This window comes from Hoylesella timonensis S9-PR14 (assembly GCF_000762405.1).
GTDB lineage: Bacteria > Bacteroidota > Bacteroidia > Bacteroidales > Bacteroidaceae > Prevotella > Prevotella timonensis_A.
The window spans coordinates 1-17,988 of sequence record NZ_JRPQ01000115.1 but is presented as its reverse complement, the minus strand read 5'-3'; the positions used below and the strand labels follow the sequence as shown (position 1 = coordinate 17,988).

The following is a 17,988-nucleotide window of genomic DNA, read 5'->3' as shown; positions in this document are numbered from 1 at the left end:
TGAAAAAGTTGTATCTTTGCAAATCAGGGGCAAAGACTGGAACGCTCTTCACAAGAAATAGTTGTAGAGCTTCGTGGACTTTCTTCTTGATACTACCACTTTTTCACGTTCATCACTTTGGTGTAGTGAAATCATCTTGGGGTTGACTGGATTTGACAGCGGGATGAAATGGTATGTAAGCACGCGGAGCATGGTTTGTTGGCTCCTAAATCTTAGCAGGCAACAATTTAATTGGCGAAAACAATTACGCTCTCGCTGCCTAATCGAAGTACAGTAGATTACTGGCTTTATCCCGTCAATAGTTGATGGGACGAGACATCGCTCCAAGGATGTGGTTCCGAATCTGAGGGTTGAGCGGTGCAGGTAAATCGGAAATAGTTTGTTGATGCCTCGCTCGGCAAATGAATTTTTAGAGGATAAGGTTATGGTTGGTGGTCTGGGTCTTGCCATAACACGAAAACTAAAGGCCAGAATAAGCGTGTAGAAAGCGTATGGTTTCCCTGTTTGGACGAGGGTTCGACTCCCTCCAGCTCCACATTCTGCAAGAGCCTGTCAGTAAGTTACTGATGGGCTTTTTTGATGGGTAGCGTGTCTTGCTCATGAAGAATGAATGATTGCGACCTTTGTTTTTTCAACTATTTTTTGCAAATCTTACAGAAAAGTCATACCTTTGCCGTCGGTTTACAAACTGTAAGCTAAGGGTGCTCACTTTATTCGTGGGCTGAGAACAAACCTTCTGACCTGATCTGGATAATACCAGCGTAGGAATCGACCAAGAAGCCAAGTGGGCGAAGTTCTTTAACTGTAAAACTTTGCACTTGCTCTCTCCCTTATTTATGTATTTATTGATGACTTATTTTTATCAATGAAAAAGTTTTTATGGGCAGTGTTTGCGATGACTGCCGTCCATGTGTATGCGGTGCAACCTATTGACACCTTGCATACTTACGAGTTACAAGATGTACAAGTAATTTCTACTCGTGCCAACAAGAAGACGCCTATGGCGCATTCGGACTTGACACAAAAGCAAATCAAGCAGATGAACCATGGCAAGGATATTCCGTTCTTGTTGTCTACCTTGCCATCAATTACCTTTACTTCCGATGCAGGTAATGGTATTGGGTACACCTCTCTGCGTGTGCGTGGCGTAGACCCCTCACGCGTCAACATCACGGTGAACGGCATTCCGCAGAACGATGCCGAGAGTGCAAACCTCTTTTGGGTGAACATGAGCGACTTTGCCTCGAGTGTGCAGAGCATGCAGCTGCAACGTGGAGCTGGTACGTCTACCAATGGTGCGGGTGCCTTTGGTGCTACCTTGAACATGCAGACCGAGAATATCGGTACCAAACCATTCTTCGGCATCGACCTTTCGGGCGGTAGTTACGGTTCGCACAAAGAGACTTTGCGCTTCGGAACAGGGCTCATCGGTGGCCATTGGGGCATACAAGGACGCCTTTCCAACATCGGTAGCGACGGCTATTTGGACCGTGCTTCCACCAAACTCAATTCGTATTTCATTCAAGCGGGCTACTTCTCGGACAACACCATGGTGAAGTTTGTCACCTTCAATGGCGTGGAACGTACTTATCACGCATGGTACTACGCTTCCAAATACGAGCAAAGTTTGTACGGACGCACCTACAATTCGGCCGGTAAGTATAAAGATGCCAAGGGCAAGGTGAAATATTACGACGGACAAACGGATAACTATCACCAGCAAAACTACCAGCTGCATTGGAGTCAACTGCTTGGAGACCAATGGAAACTCAACGTTGCCTTGCACTATACCAAGGGCGACGGATACTACGAGCAGTACAAAGGAAAAGGCAAGTGGTATCAATATCATTTGTCTAAAGACACCAAGTTGTTGGGCGACTTGGTTCGCCAAAAGAAGATGGACAACGATTTTTATGGTGCTGTAGGTTCCATTAACTATGACAACAACAGCGGTTTGACAGCCAACATCGGTGGCGGTTGGAACAAATATGTGGGCGGTCACTTTGGAAAAGTCATTTGGACGGGTGCCCCTTTCTATCAGATAGAAGATGCCAACGGCAAAAAGAAGAAGGTGTATCAAATGGGACCCTCCACATTGGAGCCTGATAACGAGTATTACAACAACGATACCAAGAAGGTGGACGGCAACGTTTACGGAAAGGTAAACTGGGAGTTCGTAAAGGGTTTGAGTGCCTTTGCCGACTTACAATATCGTCATGTGGGCGTTAAGATGACGGGTCCTTCCGACGCATGGGACAACAATAAAAAGCAGATTGTCTTCAATCTCGACCAAAAGTTCAATTTCTTCAATCCTAAGTTTGGACTCAATTATCAGGCTGATTCCAACAACCGCGTGTATGCATCGTATGCCATTGCGCACAAAGAGCCTACCCGTAACAGTTTTGAGCAAAACCTTGACACCAAGTTGGAAGCAGAGAAATTAGGCGATTTGGAAATAGGTTATCAGTTTGCCAGTGCCAAGTACAGTGCAGGTGTCAACCTATATTATATGAATTATAGCAACGAATTTGTGCTCACTGGCGAACTGGATGCCATCGGTGAGATGAAGACAAAGAATGCAGGTCGCAGCTATCGTATGGGTATTGAGTTGGAATCGGCTTGGCAACCTGTCGACTGGTTCACTTGGAACGTCAATGCTACCTTCAGCAAGAACCGTGTTAAGGACTGGAGGGTGAAGTTGGAAGATGGGAAGCACGCTTCTTTGGGCGACACACCTACCAGTTTTTCTCCAGAACTTATCTTCAACAACATCTTCTCATTCAACTACAAAGGTTTGTCAGCCAATGTTCATACGCAGTATATTGGTGAGCAGTATCTCACCAATACAGGTCTGAAAAACTATCAAACCAAAGACGCCAAAGGTCAAGATATAGACGTGAGCATGATGTTGGGCAGCATCTTTACCACCAATCTCAACGTGGCTTACACCTTTGCCTATCACAAGTTGGGCTTGAAAGAGGCTACCGTTGGCTGTACCGTCTACAACCTTTTCAGTGCCAAATACGACAATAACGGCTGGGCAGCACCTAGTTTTAAGAAGGATGCACAAGGCAACGTCGTAGCTACCTATGGCAAAAACGGACAGTATATGGCTGGCTTTGCGCCACAGGCTCCTATCAACTTCATGGCAAACTTGTCATTGACGTTCTGATAAATATCAAATCTTACCCACCTCTTTGGCGTAGAAAAGCACAAGGAGGTGGGCTTATTTTTATAACATGACATTCGATTGGTTGGATATAGTCACCACCATTTTGGGACTTGTCTATATCTATTTGGAATATAAAGCCAGCATTTGGCTGTGGATAGTGGGTATCGTGATGCCTGCCATGGACGTGTTTTTGTATTGGAAGCATGGCTTATACGGAGATGCGGGCATGGCAGTGTATTACACGTTGGCTGCCATTTACGGATATATTGCATGGAAGTGGGGTAGCAAACTCTTCAATCAAAAAAAGCAAGAAGTGCCCATTACGCGCATGCCCGGCAAGCGTTATCTGCCTGTTTTCTTGTTTTTCGCCTTGGCATGGGGCGCCACTTATTATGTGTTGGTGCGCTTTACCAACAGCAATGTACCCCTGCTTGACAGCTTCACCAATGCACTCAGCTTCGTAGGCTTATGGGCTTTGGCGCGCAAGTATGTGGAGCAATGGCTCTTTTGGATAGTGGTCGACGTGGTTTGCACCGCTCTGTATGTGTACAAGGGCATTCCTTTCAAGGCAGGATTGTACGGACTTTATGTCGTTATTGCCGTGTTAGGGTACTTTAAGTGGAAGTCGATGATGAAACAAGCAGCGTCATGAATTACCAGCTCATCAACTCATCAACCAATTTTGACGTGGTGGTTTTAGCGGGCGGAGATTATCCGCAGCATGCCGTTCCCACTCAAATCTTGCAGCAAGCACCACGCATCGTGTGTTGCGACAGTGCCATCGAGTTGCTGCATCCCTCGTTACATAATAAGGTGGAAGCCGTGGTTGGCGATGGTGATTCGATGTCTGATGCAGCCAAACTACAATTTCATGACGTGCTGCATGTTGAGCATGAGCAGGAAGACAACGACCTTACCAAGGCCACCCGTTATTGTGTCAGTCGCAACTACAGCCGCATCGCCTATTTGGGAGCGACGGGCAAGCGCGAGGATCATACTTTGGGAAACATCTCTTTATTGCTGCGGTATTTTCAATCCTACGGTGTGCAGCCTGTCATGGTCACCGATTACGGCACGTTTGTGCCTTGTCATGGCGATTGCACCTTTGAGTCGTTTGCCAAACAGCAAGTAAGTATTTTTAATTTTTCATGTCAGCGTATCGAAAATAAGGGCTTGCGGTGGCAATCGCATGCGTATAAAAGTTGGTGGGAAGGCACGCTCAACGAGGCAGAAGATGCATCGTTCAGCATTCAATCTGATGGAGATTATTTGGTTTATCGCACGCACGAACCCAAATAAACTCGACTTGCAGGATTAAAAAATCGCAAAAAATATTTACCTTTGCAGCGATTTTTTAATAAATAACAATGGTAAAAGAACAGTTTAACAAGCGCAATCCGCTGTGGTTCAAGCATTTTAACCGCAAAGGATATTCGCTCTTCGCTGCTCTTGGTAAAGAAGTTTTAATTAGTGTTCTCAGCGTAAGCACATTGACTTACGCAAAGGCAGACGGTGTAAGTGTATGCCGTAACTTGCCCAATGACCAACTTACAAGCCAAGCAGTGAAACTGAGCGAAGTAGTCGTCACAGGCTCTCGCGCTCCGCTGACCGTTAGTCAGCAATCGAGAATGGTAACTGTACTGAGCCGAAAGGATATTGATTCGGCTCCGGTACAAAGTGTTAATGACCTATTGAAATTAGCAATAGGGGTAGATGTCCGCCAGAAAGGACCCTTGGGTGCATTGACCGATGTGGGTATTCGTGGCGGAAACTCGGAGCAGGTCACCATTCTGTTGAATGGTATCAATATCTGCGATGCGCAAACTGCGCACAATGCGTTCGACATTCCTGTCGATTTGAGCGAAATCGAACGCATAGAAGTCTTGGAAGGCCCAGCAGGTCGGGTTTATGGCACATCTTCCTTGTTGGGTGCCATCAACATTGTCACCAAGGCAGCAGCCCACACTTCACTCACAGCTCGTATGGAAAGTGGCTCGTATGGCTATCTCTCCACAGGTCTAAGGGGCAATATCGCCCGTGACAAGTGGAACAACCAGCTTTCTCTTTCGGCAACTCGAAGCGATGGTTATTCACGTAGCAAGGCAGGAAACCTGAATGCTGATTACCGTACGCTCAAGTCGTTTTATCAAGGAAGCTATCAAGACAGTTGGGTTGATGTAAAGTGGCATGCCGGCATGAGCTTGAAAGATTTTGGTTCGAACACGTTCTATGGCGTGAAATGGGACAACCAGTTTGAGCATACTTTCAAGACATTCACAGCCATACAAGCCGAAAACAAGCAAGGTAAATTCCATCTTCGCCCGTCTGTTTATTGGAACCGAGGCATGGATAGGTTTGAGTTGTTTCGTGGAGAGCCTAACAAATATCCTTTCAACTACCACAGAACCGACGTGTATGGTGTCAATCTGAATGCCTACTTTGATTGGGTTGGAGGTAGAACAGCCTTCGGTGCTGAGCTGAGACATGAAGACTTGATGAGTGGAAATCTTGGGGAGAAGCTCGAAAACCCACAGCCCATTCATGGCACTGACCGTCAGTACACCAACGGATTGCAACGCACCAATACGCAATTTGTATTTGAACATAACGTGCTGCTCAATAGGTTCACCCTCTCAGCGGGCTTGATTGCTGTGAAAAACAGTCAGGCGAACATGAACATGCGTGTGTATCCAGGGGTAGATATGAGCTATCGCATCGGTGATGCCTTTAAGCTCTATGCCTCGTACAACACCTCACTGCGCATGCCATCCATGACGGAATTGTTTTATTCTGTAGGTGGTCACAAGGCAGACAAACACCTCAAACCAGAGGAACTGTCCGCCCTCGAGGGAGGTATCAAGTTTGGCAACCCTTACATCAATGCCAAGGCTGCCGTGTATTACAATCATCACAAAAACCTGATAGACTGGATACAAGACGGTACTCGCAATGAAAAAAATGAATTGGTGTGGAAGAGTGTCAACTTTGGCGTGATTAATTCGTTGGGTGTTGAGAGCAGTTTCGACTTTAATTTCTTGCACATTCTGCCTTCACAGCGCTTCTTGAAGAAAGTGTCTTTGGGATATTCGTTTATCAATCAAGACCACAAGGAGGAAAAAGGCATTGTCAGCAAATATGTCTTAGAATATCTCAAGCACAAGTTGGTGGCTGATGCACAGCTACATCTCATTGGCAAATTGGATTTAGGTGTGTCTTGTCGTTATCTCGACCGTATGGGAAGCTACAAGGACAGAGAGGGAGTGGCTCACTCGTACAAGCCTTATAGCGTGGTGGACGCACGTCTGACGTGGAGCGAAAGTAACTGGAAGGTGTACCTCAATGCCAATAACGTCTTGAACAAAACCTACATGGACGCAGGCAATGTGCCACAACCAGGAATCTGGATAGTGGCTGGTGCTGCCCTTACCTTATAATAGTTCATCTTTTATTTGCTATTATGATAGTCGTCAACAGGAGGTTCTAACAGCGCCTCCTGTTTTCGTTTGCTGTTGACAGCCATTGCGTTTTGCTCTTTTCTCCAGCTTACAATAATGCTTAATGAAGGATGAAAAGTCGGTAGGTTATTTGTAGGATGAGCGCCATTGTTTTCAAAAAATGAGTATCTTTGCAGTTACAAGGGAGAGTTTCCTTGGCATATATCATCAATACCGTGTTTCATGAAAGTACGATTGACCTACATTTTCTTCTTATTACAAATGATTTTACCTTTTCAAAGTGTTCAAGGTGCAAGTGTTGATTCTGTGTTGCAGCACAAGATGTTGCAAGAACAACAAGCGTTTTTAACTCATATGAAACTGGGATTGCAGCATCTTCAAATGTTGGCTGTACGTGCAGCAATCAATGGAGATGACACACAATTACAGCAAATACGACAGAGTAGAAACCATGCAAGCAAGCTACCAGATTCGCTGCATGCTTTTTATCCTACACCCGACATTTGTATATATATGCCTAAAAACGCTGTGCGTGAAAAGTGTCCCCTTTTGCTTTATCTGCATGGTGGTGGTTGGTGCTTTGGAAGTATTAACAGTTGTGCTCAATTTTGCGCAGCGGTCGCAATAGAAGCCAATTGTGTTGTGGCAGCACTCGATTACAAACTCTCCCCCAAACATCCTTTTCCAGCCCCTTTGGAAGATTGCCAAAGAGCCATAAAATACCTTCGTAAGCATGCCGCAGAGTGGGGATGCGATACTACACAAATAGCGATAGGGGGTGATAGTGCTGGTGGCAACTTGGCTTTGGCAACGGCTTTGTCGGTACAAGGAATTGCCAAAGTGATACCCATTTATCCTGTTACAAAGCTTTTTACCGAGTACACCGATTCATGGACAACGTATGGGAAAGGTTATGGCAATGATGCCGAACTACTGGAAGCCTTCAATGAAGCCTATGGTGGGCAACAAGTGCGCCATCCACTGGCGTCCGTAGGATTGGCAAGTGACGAGATGTTGAGCCAATTGCCACCAACTCTCTTTATTTCAGCAGGTCATGATATCTTGTTCGACCAAACCAAAGAACTGGTATGTCGACTGAAAAAACTTCATCGCCCTGTTATTTATGAGGTATATCCCACAGCAACTCATCTGTTTATTACCGTACCGGGACAACCTACAGCCTTTCACGAAGCCGTGAAAAGTGTCGCTTTGTTCCTGAACAGTGCTTATTGATGCTGCATAACAACCAGATGTGTGCTTGCTTGGAGGCTTACTTTTCCTGTGTGGTTTGGTGACTTGACGGAAGAAAGGTGCGCCAGTTCTCTTTTGACATCATTCTCAAAGTTCCACAACTGTGATGCCTGCCCCACCAAACTGTACATGCTCGTCCCGATATTGCACCACGTTGGGGACGCTTGCGAGGTAGTCACGAATGAGTTGGCGCAAGATACCGTTGCCTTTCCCATGCAGGATGCGCACCTGACTCACTCCCATTAAGATGGCATCATCAATGTAATACTGTACGGCATTCAACGCCTCGTCGCCTCTCATGCCTCGCACATCTAACTCTTGCTTAAATGCTTTTCGATGCGTGTCTATCGTGTCGCGTGTTGTTCTGCTTACCTTCACTGCCCCTAATCGTTCTTCACGAGATGGCGAAGTTGATGTTTGTGTCGCATGTTCCAATCGGGTGCTCCGTACCTTGGTGCGCATATCGCCAAAGACTACAGTAGCCATTTTCCCCTCTACCTGCACTATGGTTCCCACCGTTGTCAGTCCAATCATTCGCACTTCATCGCCCACAGCAAAGGTGTCAGCACTCTTCTTAGTTGCAGCAACCTGTTTGTTGGCTTGCTCTTCCTTTTGCTTTTGTGCTTCACGATCATTTTTTCGTTTCTCTCTTCGCTCCTTGCGCTGTTTCATTTGCGCTACCTTTTTGGCAAAATCTTCATCGCTCATCACGCCACTTTTGGCATTTGTAGTCTCTTGTTGCAACCCCTTTTCAAAGGTTTTCAGTTCTTGGCGTATCTTTTTGGTAGCTTCTTTTTCTGCCTGCTGTTCCCTTATTTCACGTATAGCATTCTCTATGCGTTTGTTACTCTCTTGCAACAAATCGTCCGCTTGCTGCTTGGCACGCTTGACAATCAACTTTCGTTCTTGTTCCAAGTCTTTGATGTCCTGTTCGTATCGTGCCGTTTTTCTCTCTAATTCTTTCTCGAGTAGCCGAACTGTTTGGCGTTTATTCTCCCAATATCGCTTGTCGCGCACGATATCTTGCAAATATTTATCGCTTTGGATGTAATCTGTTCCAACGATTTCGGATGCCTGACGAATCACCTCTTCAGGTAAGCCAATCTTCCTACTTATCTCGATAGCAAAGCTACTTCCAGGCTGTCCAATCGCCAATTGGAACAAGGCTTGCATCTCGTGACGGTCGTATAGCATCGCACCATTCACCACCATGGGGTGCGAGTCGGCAAAATGTTTCAGGTTTTGGTAGTGAGTGGTGACGATTGCCCACGCCTTTTTGTTGCAAAACTGTTGTAGCACCGCCTCGGCAATGGCACCCCCTATCTGCGGTTCGGTGCCCGTTCCGAACTCGTCAATCAGTAGTAGTGTGCGGTCGTTTGCCGTTTTCATCATGTTTTTCATGTTCAGCAGATGACTCGAATAAGTACTCAAATCGTTCTCAATGCTTTGTTCATCGCCAATATCTATCATGATATGTTCAAACACCCCTGCCTTCGAACGTTCGCCAACGGGTATGCACAGTCCGCATTGTAGCATGTATTGCAGTAGGCAGGCAGTCTTGAGACACACCGACTTACCACCAGCATTCGGTCCAGAGATGATGAGGATGCGCTTTTCGGCAGTCAGTGTAATGTCCAATGGCACCACTTTCTTGCCTTGTTTGGCTAACGACTGGCGCAACAAGGGATGCACTGCACCTATCCAGTCGATGAGTGGTTGTGCTTCAATCGTGGGGGCTATGGCTTTTGTTTGTTTTGCCAATTGTGCTTTAGCATAGATAAATTCGATGTTTCCCAACATGCGATATGCCTGCAACAGTTGCGGAATACGTGGTCTGATGCTTTGCGTCACGGCTGTCAAAATACGTATTACCTCCTTGCGCTCTTCGGCTTCGAGTTCTCTGATACGATTGTTAGCTTCTACCACCTCGGTAGGTTCGATAAATACGGTGCGTCCTGTTGCCGACTCATCGTGCACAATTCCTTTTATTTTGCGCTTCATGCCGGGAGCAATAGGTATAACCAACCTACCGTCACGTAAGGTAGGAGCCACATCTTGGTCGACAAGTCCGTCACTCTGTGCAGTGCGCAAGATGCTATTGAGTGTGCGCGAAACGCTCCCTTCGGCTCGCTTCAATTCCATACGGATTTGTGCCAAGGCAGGTGTGGCATTGTCACGAATATGTCCTAATTTATCCAAAATCTGGTCAATCCGCTGTAGGATTTGTGGAAACAACGTTACCTTCTCCGTTAGCTTCGATAAAACAGGATAACGGTAAGTCATGGGTGCCGAGTCGGTGTCCTCACCATTTGGCGCCTCATCGGACAAGTTTTCTCCATCCTCGCCTTGTCTGAGCAAGTTCACCATGCGAAAGATGGTGTCTAAAGAGCGATGCAAATCAAACAGTTCTTCTTCCTCCAAGTGTGTGTTCTCCAATCGTATGCGTGCCAAAGCTGTCCGCATATCGAAGAAATATTGTAGCGGAAACCGTTCCTCTTCTTCCATTACTCTTTGCAACTCGCAGATTTGTTGCAGCCATTGGCTAATTTCTTCTATGCGAGTGGAGTAAGTCATCTTATCAACCTGTTCTTGTCCCATGGTTGATAAACATGCGTTTTTGAGCATTGCCCTTATTTGGTCGAAGCTAATTTTGCTTTCAAAGTTGTGTGGATAAATCATGTTGCAAAGTTACACATTTTTCCTTGTTTCGCCATGTGAAAGTTCAAACAACAAGTAAAGGTTGTTCATGCAACGTAAAACGTACATCTATATGTCCTCATTCGCATATTTGGTGATCTGAAATTGAATTCATCAACAAGAATAACTGTCAAGAAAAAATGACTGATATATGCGGCGTGTGATGCAAAAATAAACTGTCAAATTATTTAACAAAAGGCGCTTCATAACTCGCGTATTTTGAACCAACCGTTCCGTTGGCTGCAAATACGCGAGTTTTGAGAAAGTTTGATAACTTCTTATTATACAATGTGTTATGAAAATTGAGCAAGTGTAGCGATGATTTTTTCAATCAATTTGTGATGAAAATGGGCAAAAAAGTGCTGTTGAAACAATGCTTTAGCTCACCAAGATGATTCGTAAAATACAACTCGTTGAAAATGAAGAAGTTACCATGTTGGTATAACTAAATAGGTAACGATTTGGAAACGAGCGAGCTACTTGACTTCGCTGTTTTCTGCCTAACAAAGAACGCTTGTTATTCTGTTTGCAAAGATAATACTTTGTTACCGAATAGCAAGCGTTTTTGATGAGATATTCTTTATTATGCACTTTTTGTATGCTATGTTTATATTCCCCTTCCATGTTTCTTCTTTCTGTTAGCTTGGTATCTGAGTTTGCGCTGCCATGCAGCTTCGGTTAAGTCATTGCCTTGTGTACTTGGTGTAATTAAATCGCCTAACCCTTCCACCGCTTCATCGGCTGCGCTAACGATGGTGTCTGCCACTGCACCAATGGGATTCTGCACTTGTGAGGTATCATTGTCTCGTGAGATAGAGGAGCGGCTTGGAGGTACAAGTTGGTAGCCTGTATCAGATTGTTCTTTCTTTTCTGTAGGCTCTTGTACTGTTAGATGTGGTTTCCTTGATTCTTCCTTGTTGGTTGTTTCAAAGTTCTTCTGCAGGGAATGGTAGCCGAACTCCCTGCCGATTTCGGAAGCCTTTAAGGATTGCCCTGCGTATGAGAACTTCAAGCCATATACTTTGCCCTGCTTGTTCTTCATACGCTCTATAATAATGCCGTTTTTGTTCAACTCGTAAAGGAACATAGAATGCCCTGTAACGCCTGTTCCTTTGTACTTGTCAAGCAAGGTGTAGCAAATCTTCTGCACCTGCTGCTTTGTTTGCTCTCTTGTAGGGCTGGCTTTTTCATTTTGGTGTTTCCTTTCTGCCTTGACCTCTTTTGCAATGGTCAAGCCTTTCTCCCTGCTGATTTCCTCTGCCACCCTTGCAGCCCTATTGCTCACAAAGGTGGTATCATAGACTTCTCCATACAGACTGATACGGTTAGCAATTATGTGAATGTGTCTATTATCGGTGTCCTTGTGCGTTACTGCCACCCATTGGTGGTTGTCAAGTCCTATTCGTTTGGCAAACAAATGGGCTATCCACATGAGTTCGGACACAGGCAGCTTTTTCTCGTCCTGCGGTGCGATGCCTATTTCGATACGGAGAAACTTGTTCTTGCAACGGCTGTTGTAATCGCTGATCACTTTCATTTCCTCATAGATTGCCTTTGGTTCTCTGCTGCAAAGATTGTGAAAGGCAAGCCGACTACCGAGTTTGCCTTCCCTGAAAATATAGTCCAAAGCTGTGCTGCCGTACGCTATCGCCTTGCATTTACCTATCATTTCTTGTTAGATTTAAGACCTTATATATTTCATCATCCACCCGAAAATGCGGGTCGTAAAACCGCTTAAATGCCTCTTTGGCACATAGCGAAAGGTTCTTGGTGATATGTAGCCAATCCTCGTCCTTGAGCTTGATGAGATTGGAAATCTGCCCATAGAACCTTCCTGTATGTTGGAGAATGGCAATGGCTTCCCTCTCATTGTCTGTCATCTTGGGAACGGCTGTTACTTCTCCGTTAAGGAGTATTTCCCGACAATAATCGGAGAATTTCCGTCCCGTGCTTTCCGCCCTTGATTTGATACGTTTCTTCTCTTCACTGGTACATCTTACCTTGATGAACTCCGTTTTGTTCATCCGCTGTTCTTCTTTATCCTGTTGCTGCCATCGGGCAGCTTTTCCTTTATATCTGTTCATATAAGTTTCCTTGAAAGTTTATCATTGTAGATGATTTATTACCTTAATTCCTAAATACTGACCGATGAGAACGGAGTGATTACGGTCTTATCTCCCCGATAGTAGGACGAGAGGAGCTGGGCGCAGTTGTGGGTACAAACTGACGTCTTGCAATGCTACCTAACAGACTGTTTACGCATAAAGCGTATTGCCACCCCAAAGTGAATGCTGTGTATTCCGTGCCTGACTGTGTTCGTGGTGTTCTCATCATTCAGTATGTTGAGTAAATATTAGCTGTCATATTCTCTAATAAAGGGTTGAGGGTTTTGGATGGAAAGCTTGTCACTTTTCAAGAAAGCTCTCACCTTTTTCTGTGGCTCACAACCTTCTCCATTTTTCTATGTCCTCACCATACTCTTCCAGATGGAGGCGCACGATGTTCTCCACGAAACTTGAAAGGTTGCTGCCCCTGTCGCCTAACCTGCGCACGATGAAGTCGGCACGCTCCTGCGTTTCTCGGCTCAGATAGACCGCCTTCCGGTTGCTCAGTCTTGTTGGGACAAGGTAGGCTTGCTTGTAGGCTTCAAGCGTTTCCTTTCTCATCTTGGCACTGATGCGCCTTTGAACGGTTGCACTCTCTGTATGCTGCGCAGGTTCAGAGTGCGTAGTGTTCTCTGTGTCCTGCTTGTTTGTAGGTCTTTCTATTTCAGGAACCTCTGTCCCTTTCTGTGGAGTAGATTCGTACTCTGTTTCATCTTCCACACCCAAAAGCCATGAAAAATCTTTGTCCGTTGTCTTTGTTTTATTTTCCATTTTGCTATCTAATTTTATGTTTGACTTGTTTTGATTTCTTACTTTGCTTTTGCTCCGTAACCGACACTCGTGTCCGTTCCTGCACTTTCTGCTGCTCCTGTTTACACATACGACTGACATGAAACTCGTTGAGGTCTTTGAAGCCTTTGTAATGTACGGACATATCCTCCACCTTGAAACCTGCTTTTACAAATTCTTGCACGGCTCTCCGTCCTGCATCGTCATTGTCAAGGAAGGCACGGATATGGGTCAGGTGTCGGTCGTTCAGACAGCGGACAGTCCTTGCCACATTGCTCACGGAGTTCATCACAAGGCAGTGGCTGGCTATCTCCTCTTTCATTGAAAGAAAAGAAAGGAAATCCATAAATCCCTCAAACACGCATACTGGCAGTGGTTTGTCTATTGTGTGTTCTGTCTGTTTGTCCGTAAATATCAGAGTAATATCCTTCGGAGCTATCGTTCCCTTGAACGAACCATTATCCCGAAGTTCATACCCTCCTGATTGATTGGCAAAGCCGATGGCTTGATAGCGCCTTCCCCTTATCTCATAGCTGATACATTTAAGGAAAGGCTTTGCCTTTTCCAAATCAATGCAGCGTACCTTTGTAAGATACTCCTGCAAATGTGGAGGCAGGGTGTCTGATATGCTTATCAGTCTCCTTGTCTCGTTTGCAGCCATCGTAGGTTGTAAATTATTAGGCACGAAGTTTTTGTGAGAACTATATACTGTATTATCGGAAGCGTTCTGCCCCAAGCGGCGGATGGCTTCCGATAGCGTGCAGCTCTCCAAGCGCATACAGAGGTCGATGATACTTCCGCCCCTGCCTTCGGCATAGTCTATCCAAAGGTTCTTCTCTGTGTCCACCTTAAAACTCGGATGCATTTCCTCTCTGAGTGGTGAGCGGTACAGCGCATAGGAAGATGTCCTACGTACAGGCTTGATGCCTTTCCTTTCAAGATACTCCACGATGGGGTATTGCTTGATGCGTGATAAATCTTCTTCTTTCATTGCTTTGATACTTTAATGGGTTGAATGATAATTATTTATATTTGTCTGTTTTTATGGTTTTACTGTTTCCAAAGTTTTCCCCCTCCAAACTTTTTCATCTTTCTTCTTACTACATACTATTTTGTGATAAGTGATTGATAATCAGTGTTACTTTGTAGTATAAAACAATACTACATATTCTACTACATTTGGCTACTACAAGTTTGAAGGAGCGGGCAGGGCAAGATTTTCCTAATTTTGTAGACATAGATGGGGCTACCACCGTTTCTTCGTTTGCTCACCTTTATGTATCCTGCTTTCTTCAAGGCTTCACCCATACGCTTGGCAACAAGTGGCTGGTGAGTATAAATACCCAAATAAGTGAGTATCTCCGTAGTGGTCATTAACGAATAACTTTCATTCTCCGTTGGCTTTTCAAAACAACGCAACAAAAGCTCCATCTCTGCAGTCTGTACTTGAAAGTCTTCACTCTCCCTATATAGTTCGGCAATCTCGTCATCATCAAACCAATAGCGAAAACCTGACTTTAACAAGGCTTTGGCTTCCGCATAAACATAGTCCATCGAGATAGCTTTTGCTCTCTCAATATCTATAGAAAGTACTTCAAAGGGCAGGAAGCGTCTGCTTCCTGTAGGGTCTGTAAGAAAGTCGTTGCCATTTACCGATGCAACGAAGCTCGCCAAGTGTGGGTGTTCTTCCACATATTTGTCGTAGGGCATACGGTACTTGACCATCGGGCAGGTGATAAGGTTCTTCAATTCGTTCTCGTCACGTTTGTTGAGGGCTTTTAGTTGGTCGTCAATGTTTACGATGAGGTTCTGCCCGATATAGGTAAGCGTGTCGTTCTCCTGCGGATATATCTTGCCCGTGTAGCTGTAACCATGCAAGGCAGGAGGACAGAGCAAGTCAAGGAATGTTGTCTTGAACTTGCCTTGGTCACCTGTCAGTACAAGACAGGTATGGTTACGGCACTCACGGTAGTCCATGGCGTTGGCGACCACTGCCACGAGCCATTTGGTAAGGTATGGCAGCCACTTGTCAGAGTTGCGAACAACTACGCAACTTGCCAGTTCGGGAATGACTTTCAGTGAAAAGGGAGAACTGCTGCTTACATCCACCAATGGCAACCTTTTGAAATACTCCTGTATGGGATTGACACGTGGAGAGAAGCTGCTATCAATAATTGAATAGAGGTTGTTGGAAGATGTGATAATCCCCACATCGTTGTCAAGTTCCCTGCGGAGCGTGTTGATTTCATAGCGACCCACTTTTAAGAAGTGAGCATCGCTCTTGCCCCTGTATTCAGTTCTTCCCAATACCGTGTTGTATCTGAACTCATAATAAGAGGAGAGATAAGTTTCTATCTCACCGTTTTTGGAGAAAGTCTTCCTTTGCTTGGGCGTATTGTTTTCGCCCTCTGAATTGCATTTATCTGCGTTTGATTTCATTATCTGCTTGGTTTGGTTTCCGAGAGTGAAGTTATGAAGAGAACTGGAAAGTTCCAAGCATTCAGGGAGTGCTTGCATAATGTTGCGCAAATTGGCAATGAATTTCTCACGGATTTTTGACAAGAAACTGTTGGAAAGTATGGATTTAAGCCCCAAACAAGAGGACAAGTGTGTAAAGAATGCAAGAAAGGCAGGTGGTAATTTGCTACAATACGCATCGTATTGCGTTGGCTAAAAGGATATGATAAAATGGAGTAAAGAGACAAAGAAAGAGAGCGACAATCCTTTTGCCATTTCCATGTTTTTCCCTCTATTTCCCTGCTGTTCCCTCGTGCTTTGAAGTATGGCAAACACTCTCTACTTTTGCAGGCAGAAATATGCGGTGAAACGCAAAACGGACAAAGGTTTTATTAAACCAACAAGACAGAAATACAAACAAAACAATAATAAAACTATGGGATATTTTATCATTACGGATTCAAACTGGGCAAAGCTGAGGAACGAGATTCTCAGCCTTGCCGAGACCTGCCACAAGGCATTCGGAGAACAGAGCAGGCACACCGATTGGCTGCACAACGGTGATGTATGCAAGTTGCTTAATATCAGCAAGCGTACCTTGCAGCACTATCGGGATACTGGTGTGTTGCCTTTCTCCCAAATCGGGCATAAGTGCTGTTACAAGCGTGAGGATGTGGAACAATTGCTCCAAACCAAATCTGATAAATCGAAAAACGGATAAAACTAAAATCAACAAATAAACATGAAGTATATGGAACAGGTAAGAGACTTAAATATGGAGGCTGACGATATGCAGCAGGTGCTGTCCACTATCAGCGGAGTAAGCAAGAGAATTAAGGAAGTGGCACAGACACACAAACCGCTGTTTAGAGGTGAGCATTTCCTAACGAGCAAGGAAGTATGCGAGCGGCTGTATATCAGCCCTCGTACCTTGCAGGACTATCGGGACAGGAGGATTATTCCCTACACGCAATTCGCAGGAAAGATACTCTATAAGGTGTCGGACTTGGAGAGATTATTAGAGGATAGCCATAAGAACTTTCTCTAAGTATTAGAATATAGCTTCCCATTTATAAAAATAAGCCTACTTTGAAACAATAACCAAAGTGGGCCTATTTTTGAAGAATGTGAACTCAAACTACCTAAAGGAATTGCACTTCTATCTTGAATGTTTATAGCCTTCTTTGATGCGATTATCAAAAAGGGCTGAAATCACGATAAAGACACACTTTATAGAATGTTATGTTTTTGTCTTTTACTATTCAATCAGTTTTTCAAATCTCTGGTAAACTCAATTCAGACTTAAGCACTACTCTTTCCTTTTTATTCAGAGTTAGATTGAGCAGCCCATTGAATGCAATATCAGAATCTTCATATTTCATATTCGGTCTGGCAAAGTAAACTTTAAGTTTATAATTACCAGCCGACAATTTGCTCATCTTAAAACGAACATCGTATTTGCAAATGCAATCGGCAAGCGCGTCAAGGACATGATGATACACAACAAGGATAATCTGATCATCTTGATTAACGATGTTCACATAGATATTTCTTACGGCACAGTTGGCTTTCACATCTTCCAGTACACATTGGGCTATGCCATCCTTACCCAGCTCTATGCTTAAAGTTGCTGGTACTGCATCTTTCTCCAAATAGAAATCAGGACGTGTTTCTGTCGCAGAGAGGCTCGACTTGCAAGTAGAATTTGCGACATCATAAATTCTTAATGGCTCAAGAGATACCTTCTCAGAGGAACATGCAGATAATCCACAGAAAAGGATTAGGCTGTAAAATACTTTTTTCATAATTACAAGGATTTTATATGTTGATATTTATATAAACGTAATTACAAGTTATTTCTTGCTTATATTATTACGTATTTCTGTTATTAATGAATAAACGTATCTGACACTTTCCAAGCCTAAATCATGATTTGTATCATGTACGTTGTCAAACAAAAGTGCACAACTATTTTATGGATAGAGACCTCTGCAAAACTTTCTCTTTCTCTCATAAATTCACTTATAACCACATTAAATCTAAAAATAAAGCCTATCTAAGG

Annotated in this window: 14 protein-coding genes, 1 other RNA gene, 1 pseudogene and 1 riboswitch; of the genes and pseudogenes, 8 read left to right on the top strand and 8 right to left on the bottom strand. The window is 44.4% G+C overall.

Annotated features, from left to right (window positions below; genetic code table 11):
* The first annotated feature begins 138 nt into the window (after positions 1-138).
* From ssrA to HMPREF9304_RS07240, 6 genes are all read left to right on the top strand, one after another.
* Positions 139-538, top strand: a transfer-messenger RNA (tmRNA) gene (gene ssrA / locus HMPREF9304_RS14035).
* A gap of 149 nt (positions 539-687) precedes the next feature.
* Positions 688-786, top strand: a riboswitch (TPP riboswitch).
* 79 nt (positions 787-865) lie between these two features.
* Positions 866-3,172: a TonB-dependent receptor gene (locus tag HMPREF9304_RS07260; RefSeq protein WP_036927859.1), complete on the top strand. Its 2,307-nt coding sequence runs from the start codon at positions 866-868 to the stop codon at positions 3,170-3,172.
* Between the two features lie 67 nt (positions 3,173-3,239).
* A complete protein-coding gene (gene pnuC / locus HMPREF9304_RS07255; RefSeq protein WP_036927858.1) occupies positions 3,240-3,824 on the top strand; it encodes a nicotinamide riboside transporter PnuC in 585 nt (194 codons plus the stop codon).
* Positions 3,821-4,471, top strand: a complete 651-nt coding sequence (locus HMPREF9304_RS07250; protein WP_036927856.1) for a thiamine diphosphokinase — start codon at positions 3,821-3,823, stop codon at positions 4,469-4,471. The genes pnuC and HMPREF9304_RS07250 overlap by 4 nt, the downstream gene beginning before the upstream one ends.
* 68 nt (positions 4,472-4,539) lie before the next feature.
* On the top strand, positions 4,540-6,606 hold the full coding sequence (locus HMPREF9304_RS07245) for a TonB-dependent receptor (RefSeq protein WP_036927853.1): 2,067 nt from the start codon (positions 4,540-4,542) through the stop codon (positions 6,604-6,606).
* A 243-nt stretch (positions 6,607-6,849) separates the two neighbouring features.
* Entirely contained in the window at positions 6,850-7,860 is a 1,011-nt protein-coding gene (locus HMPREF9304_RS07240) for an alpha/beta hydrolase (RefSeq protein WP_036927851.1), read from the top strand.
* Between the two features lie 105 nt (positions 7,861-7,965).
* Here HMPREF9304_RS07240 and HMPREF9304_RS07235 read toward each other — a convergent pair whose 3' ends face one another.
* From HMPREF9304_RS07235 to HMPREF9304_RS07210, 7 genes are all read right to left on the bottom strand, one after another.
* On the bottom strand, positions 7,966-10,557 hold the full coding sequence (locus tag HMPREF9304_RS07235) for an endonuclease MutS2 (protein ID WP_036927848.1): 2,592 nt from the start codon (positions 10,555-10,557) through the stop codon (positions 7,966-7,968).
* A gap of 625 nt (positions 10,558-11,182) precedes the next feature.
* Positions 11,183-12,244 carry a relaxase/mobilization nuclease domain-containing protein gene (locus HMPREF9304_RS07230; RefSeq protein WP_036927846.1) on the bottom strand — a complete coding sequence of 354 codons (1,062 nt, stop codon included), beginning with the start codon at positions 12,242-12,244 and terminating at the stop codon, positions 11,183-11,185.
* Positions 12,234-12,659, bottom strand: coding sequence for a plasmid mobilization protein (locus tag HMPREF9304_RS07225; RefSeq protein WP_009752275.1), 426 nt, complete (start codon positions 12,657-12,659; stop codon positions 12,234-12,236). The genes HMPREF9304_RS07230 and HMPREF9304_RS07225 overlap by 11 nt, the downstream gene beginning before the upstream one ends.
* A gap of 79 nt (positions 12,660-12,738) precedes the next feature.
* The gene (locus tag HMPREF9304_RS14430) at positions 12,739-12,909 is read right to left on the bottom strand and encodes a hypothetical protein (RefSeq protein ID WP_156104787.1); all 171 of its coding nucleotides are present in this window, start codon (positions 12,907-12,909) and stop codon (positions 12,739-12,741) included.
* A gap of 107 nt (positions 12,910-13,016) precedes the next feature.
* Positions 13,017-13,451, bottom strand: coding sequence for a DUF3408 domain-containing protein (locus HMPREF9304_RS07220; protein ID WP_036927844.1), 435 nt, complete (start codon positions 13,449-13,451; stop codon positions 13,017-13,019).
* Positions 13,452-13,455: 4 nt separating this feature from the next.
* A complete protein-coding gene (locus HMPREF9304_RS07215; protein WP_036927841.1) occupies positions 13,456-14,460 on the bottom strand; it encodes a DUF8464 domain-containing protein in 1,005 nt (334 codons plus the stop codon).
* A 182-nt stretch (positions 14,461-14,642) separates the two neighbouring features.
* Complete coding sequence (locus HMPREF9304_RS07210; protein WP_036927839.1) at positions 14,643-15,986, bottom strand: virulence-associated E family protein; 1,344 nt, start codon at positions 15,984-15,986, stop codon at positions 14,643-14,645.
* A 376-nt stretch (positions 15,987-16,362) separates the two neighbouring features.
* Here HMPREF9304_RS07210 and HMPREF9304_RS07205 point away from each other — a divergent pair.
* Together HMPREF9304_RS07205 and HMPREF9304_RS07200 are read left to right on the top strand one after the other, a co-directional pair.
* Positions 16,363-16,666 (top strand): annotated as a pseudogene (locus tag HMPREF9304_RS07205) (helix-turn-helix domain-containing protein).
* An 11-nt stretch (positions 16,667-16,677) separates the two neighbouring features.
* Positions 16,678-16,974 (top strand): helix-turn-helix domain-containing protein, encoded by a 297-nt coding sequence (locus HMPREF9304_RS07200; RefSeq protein ID WP_036927890.1) that lies wholly within the window; start codon positions 16,678-16,680, stop codon positions 16,972-16,974.
* Between the two features lie 226 nt (positions 16,975-17,200).
* Here the strand turns inward: HMPREF9304_RS07200 and HMPREF9304_RS07195 are convergent, their stop codons facing one another.
* The gene (locus tag HMPREF9304_RS07195; protein WP_036927837.1) at positions 17,201-17,731 is read right to left on the bottom strand and encodes a hypothetical protein; all 531 of its coding nucleotides are present in this window, start codon (positions 17,729-17,731) and stop codon (positions 17,201-17,203) included.
* Between the last annotated feature and the right edge of the window lie 257 nt (positions 17,732-17,988).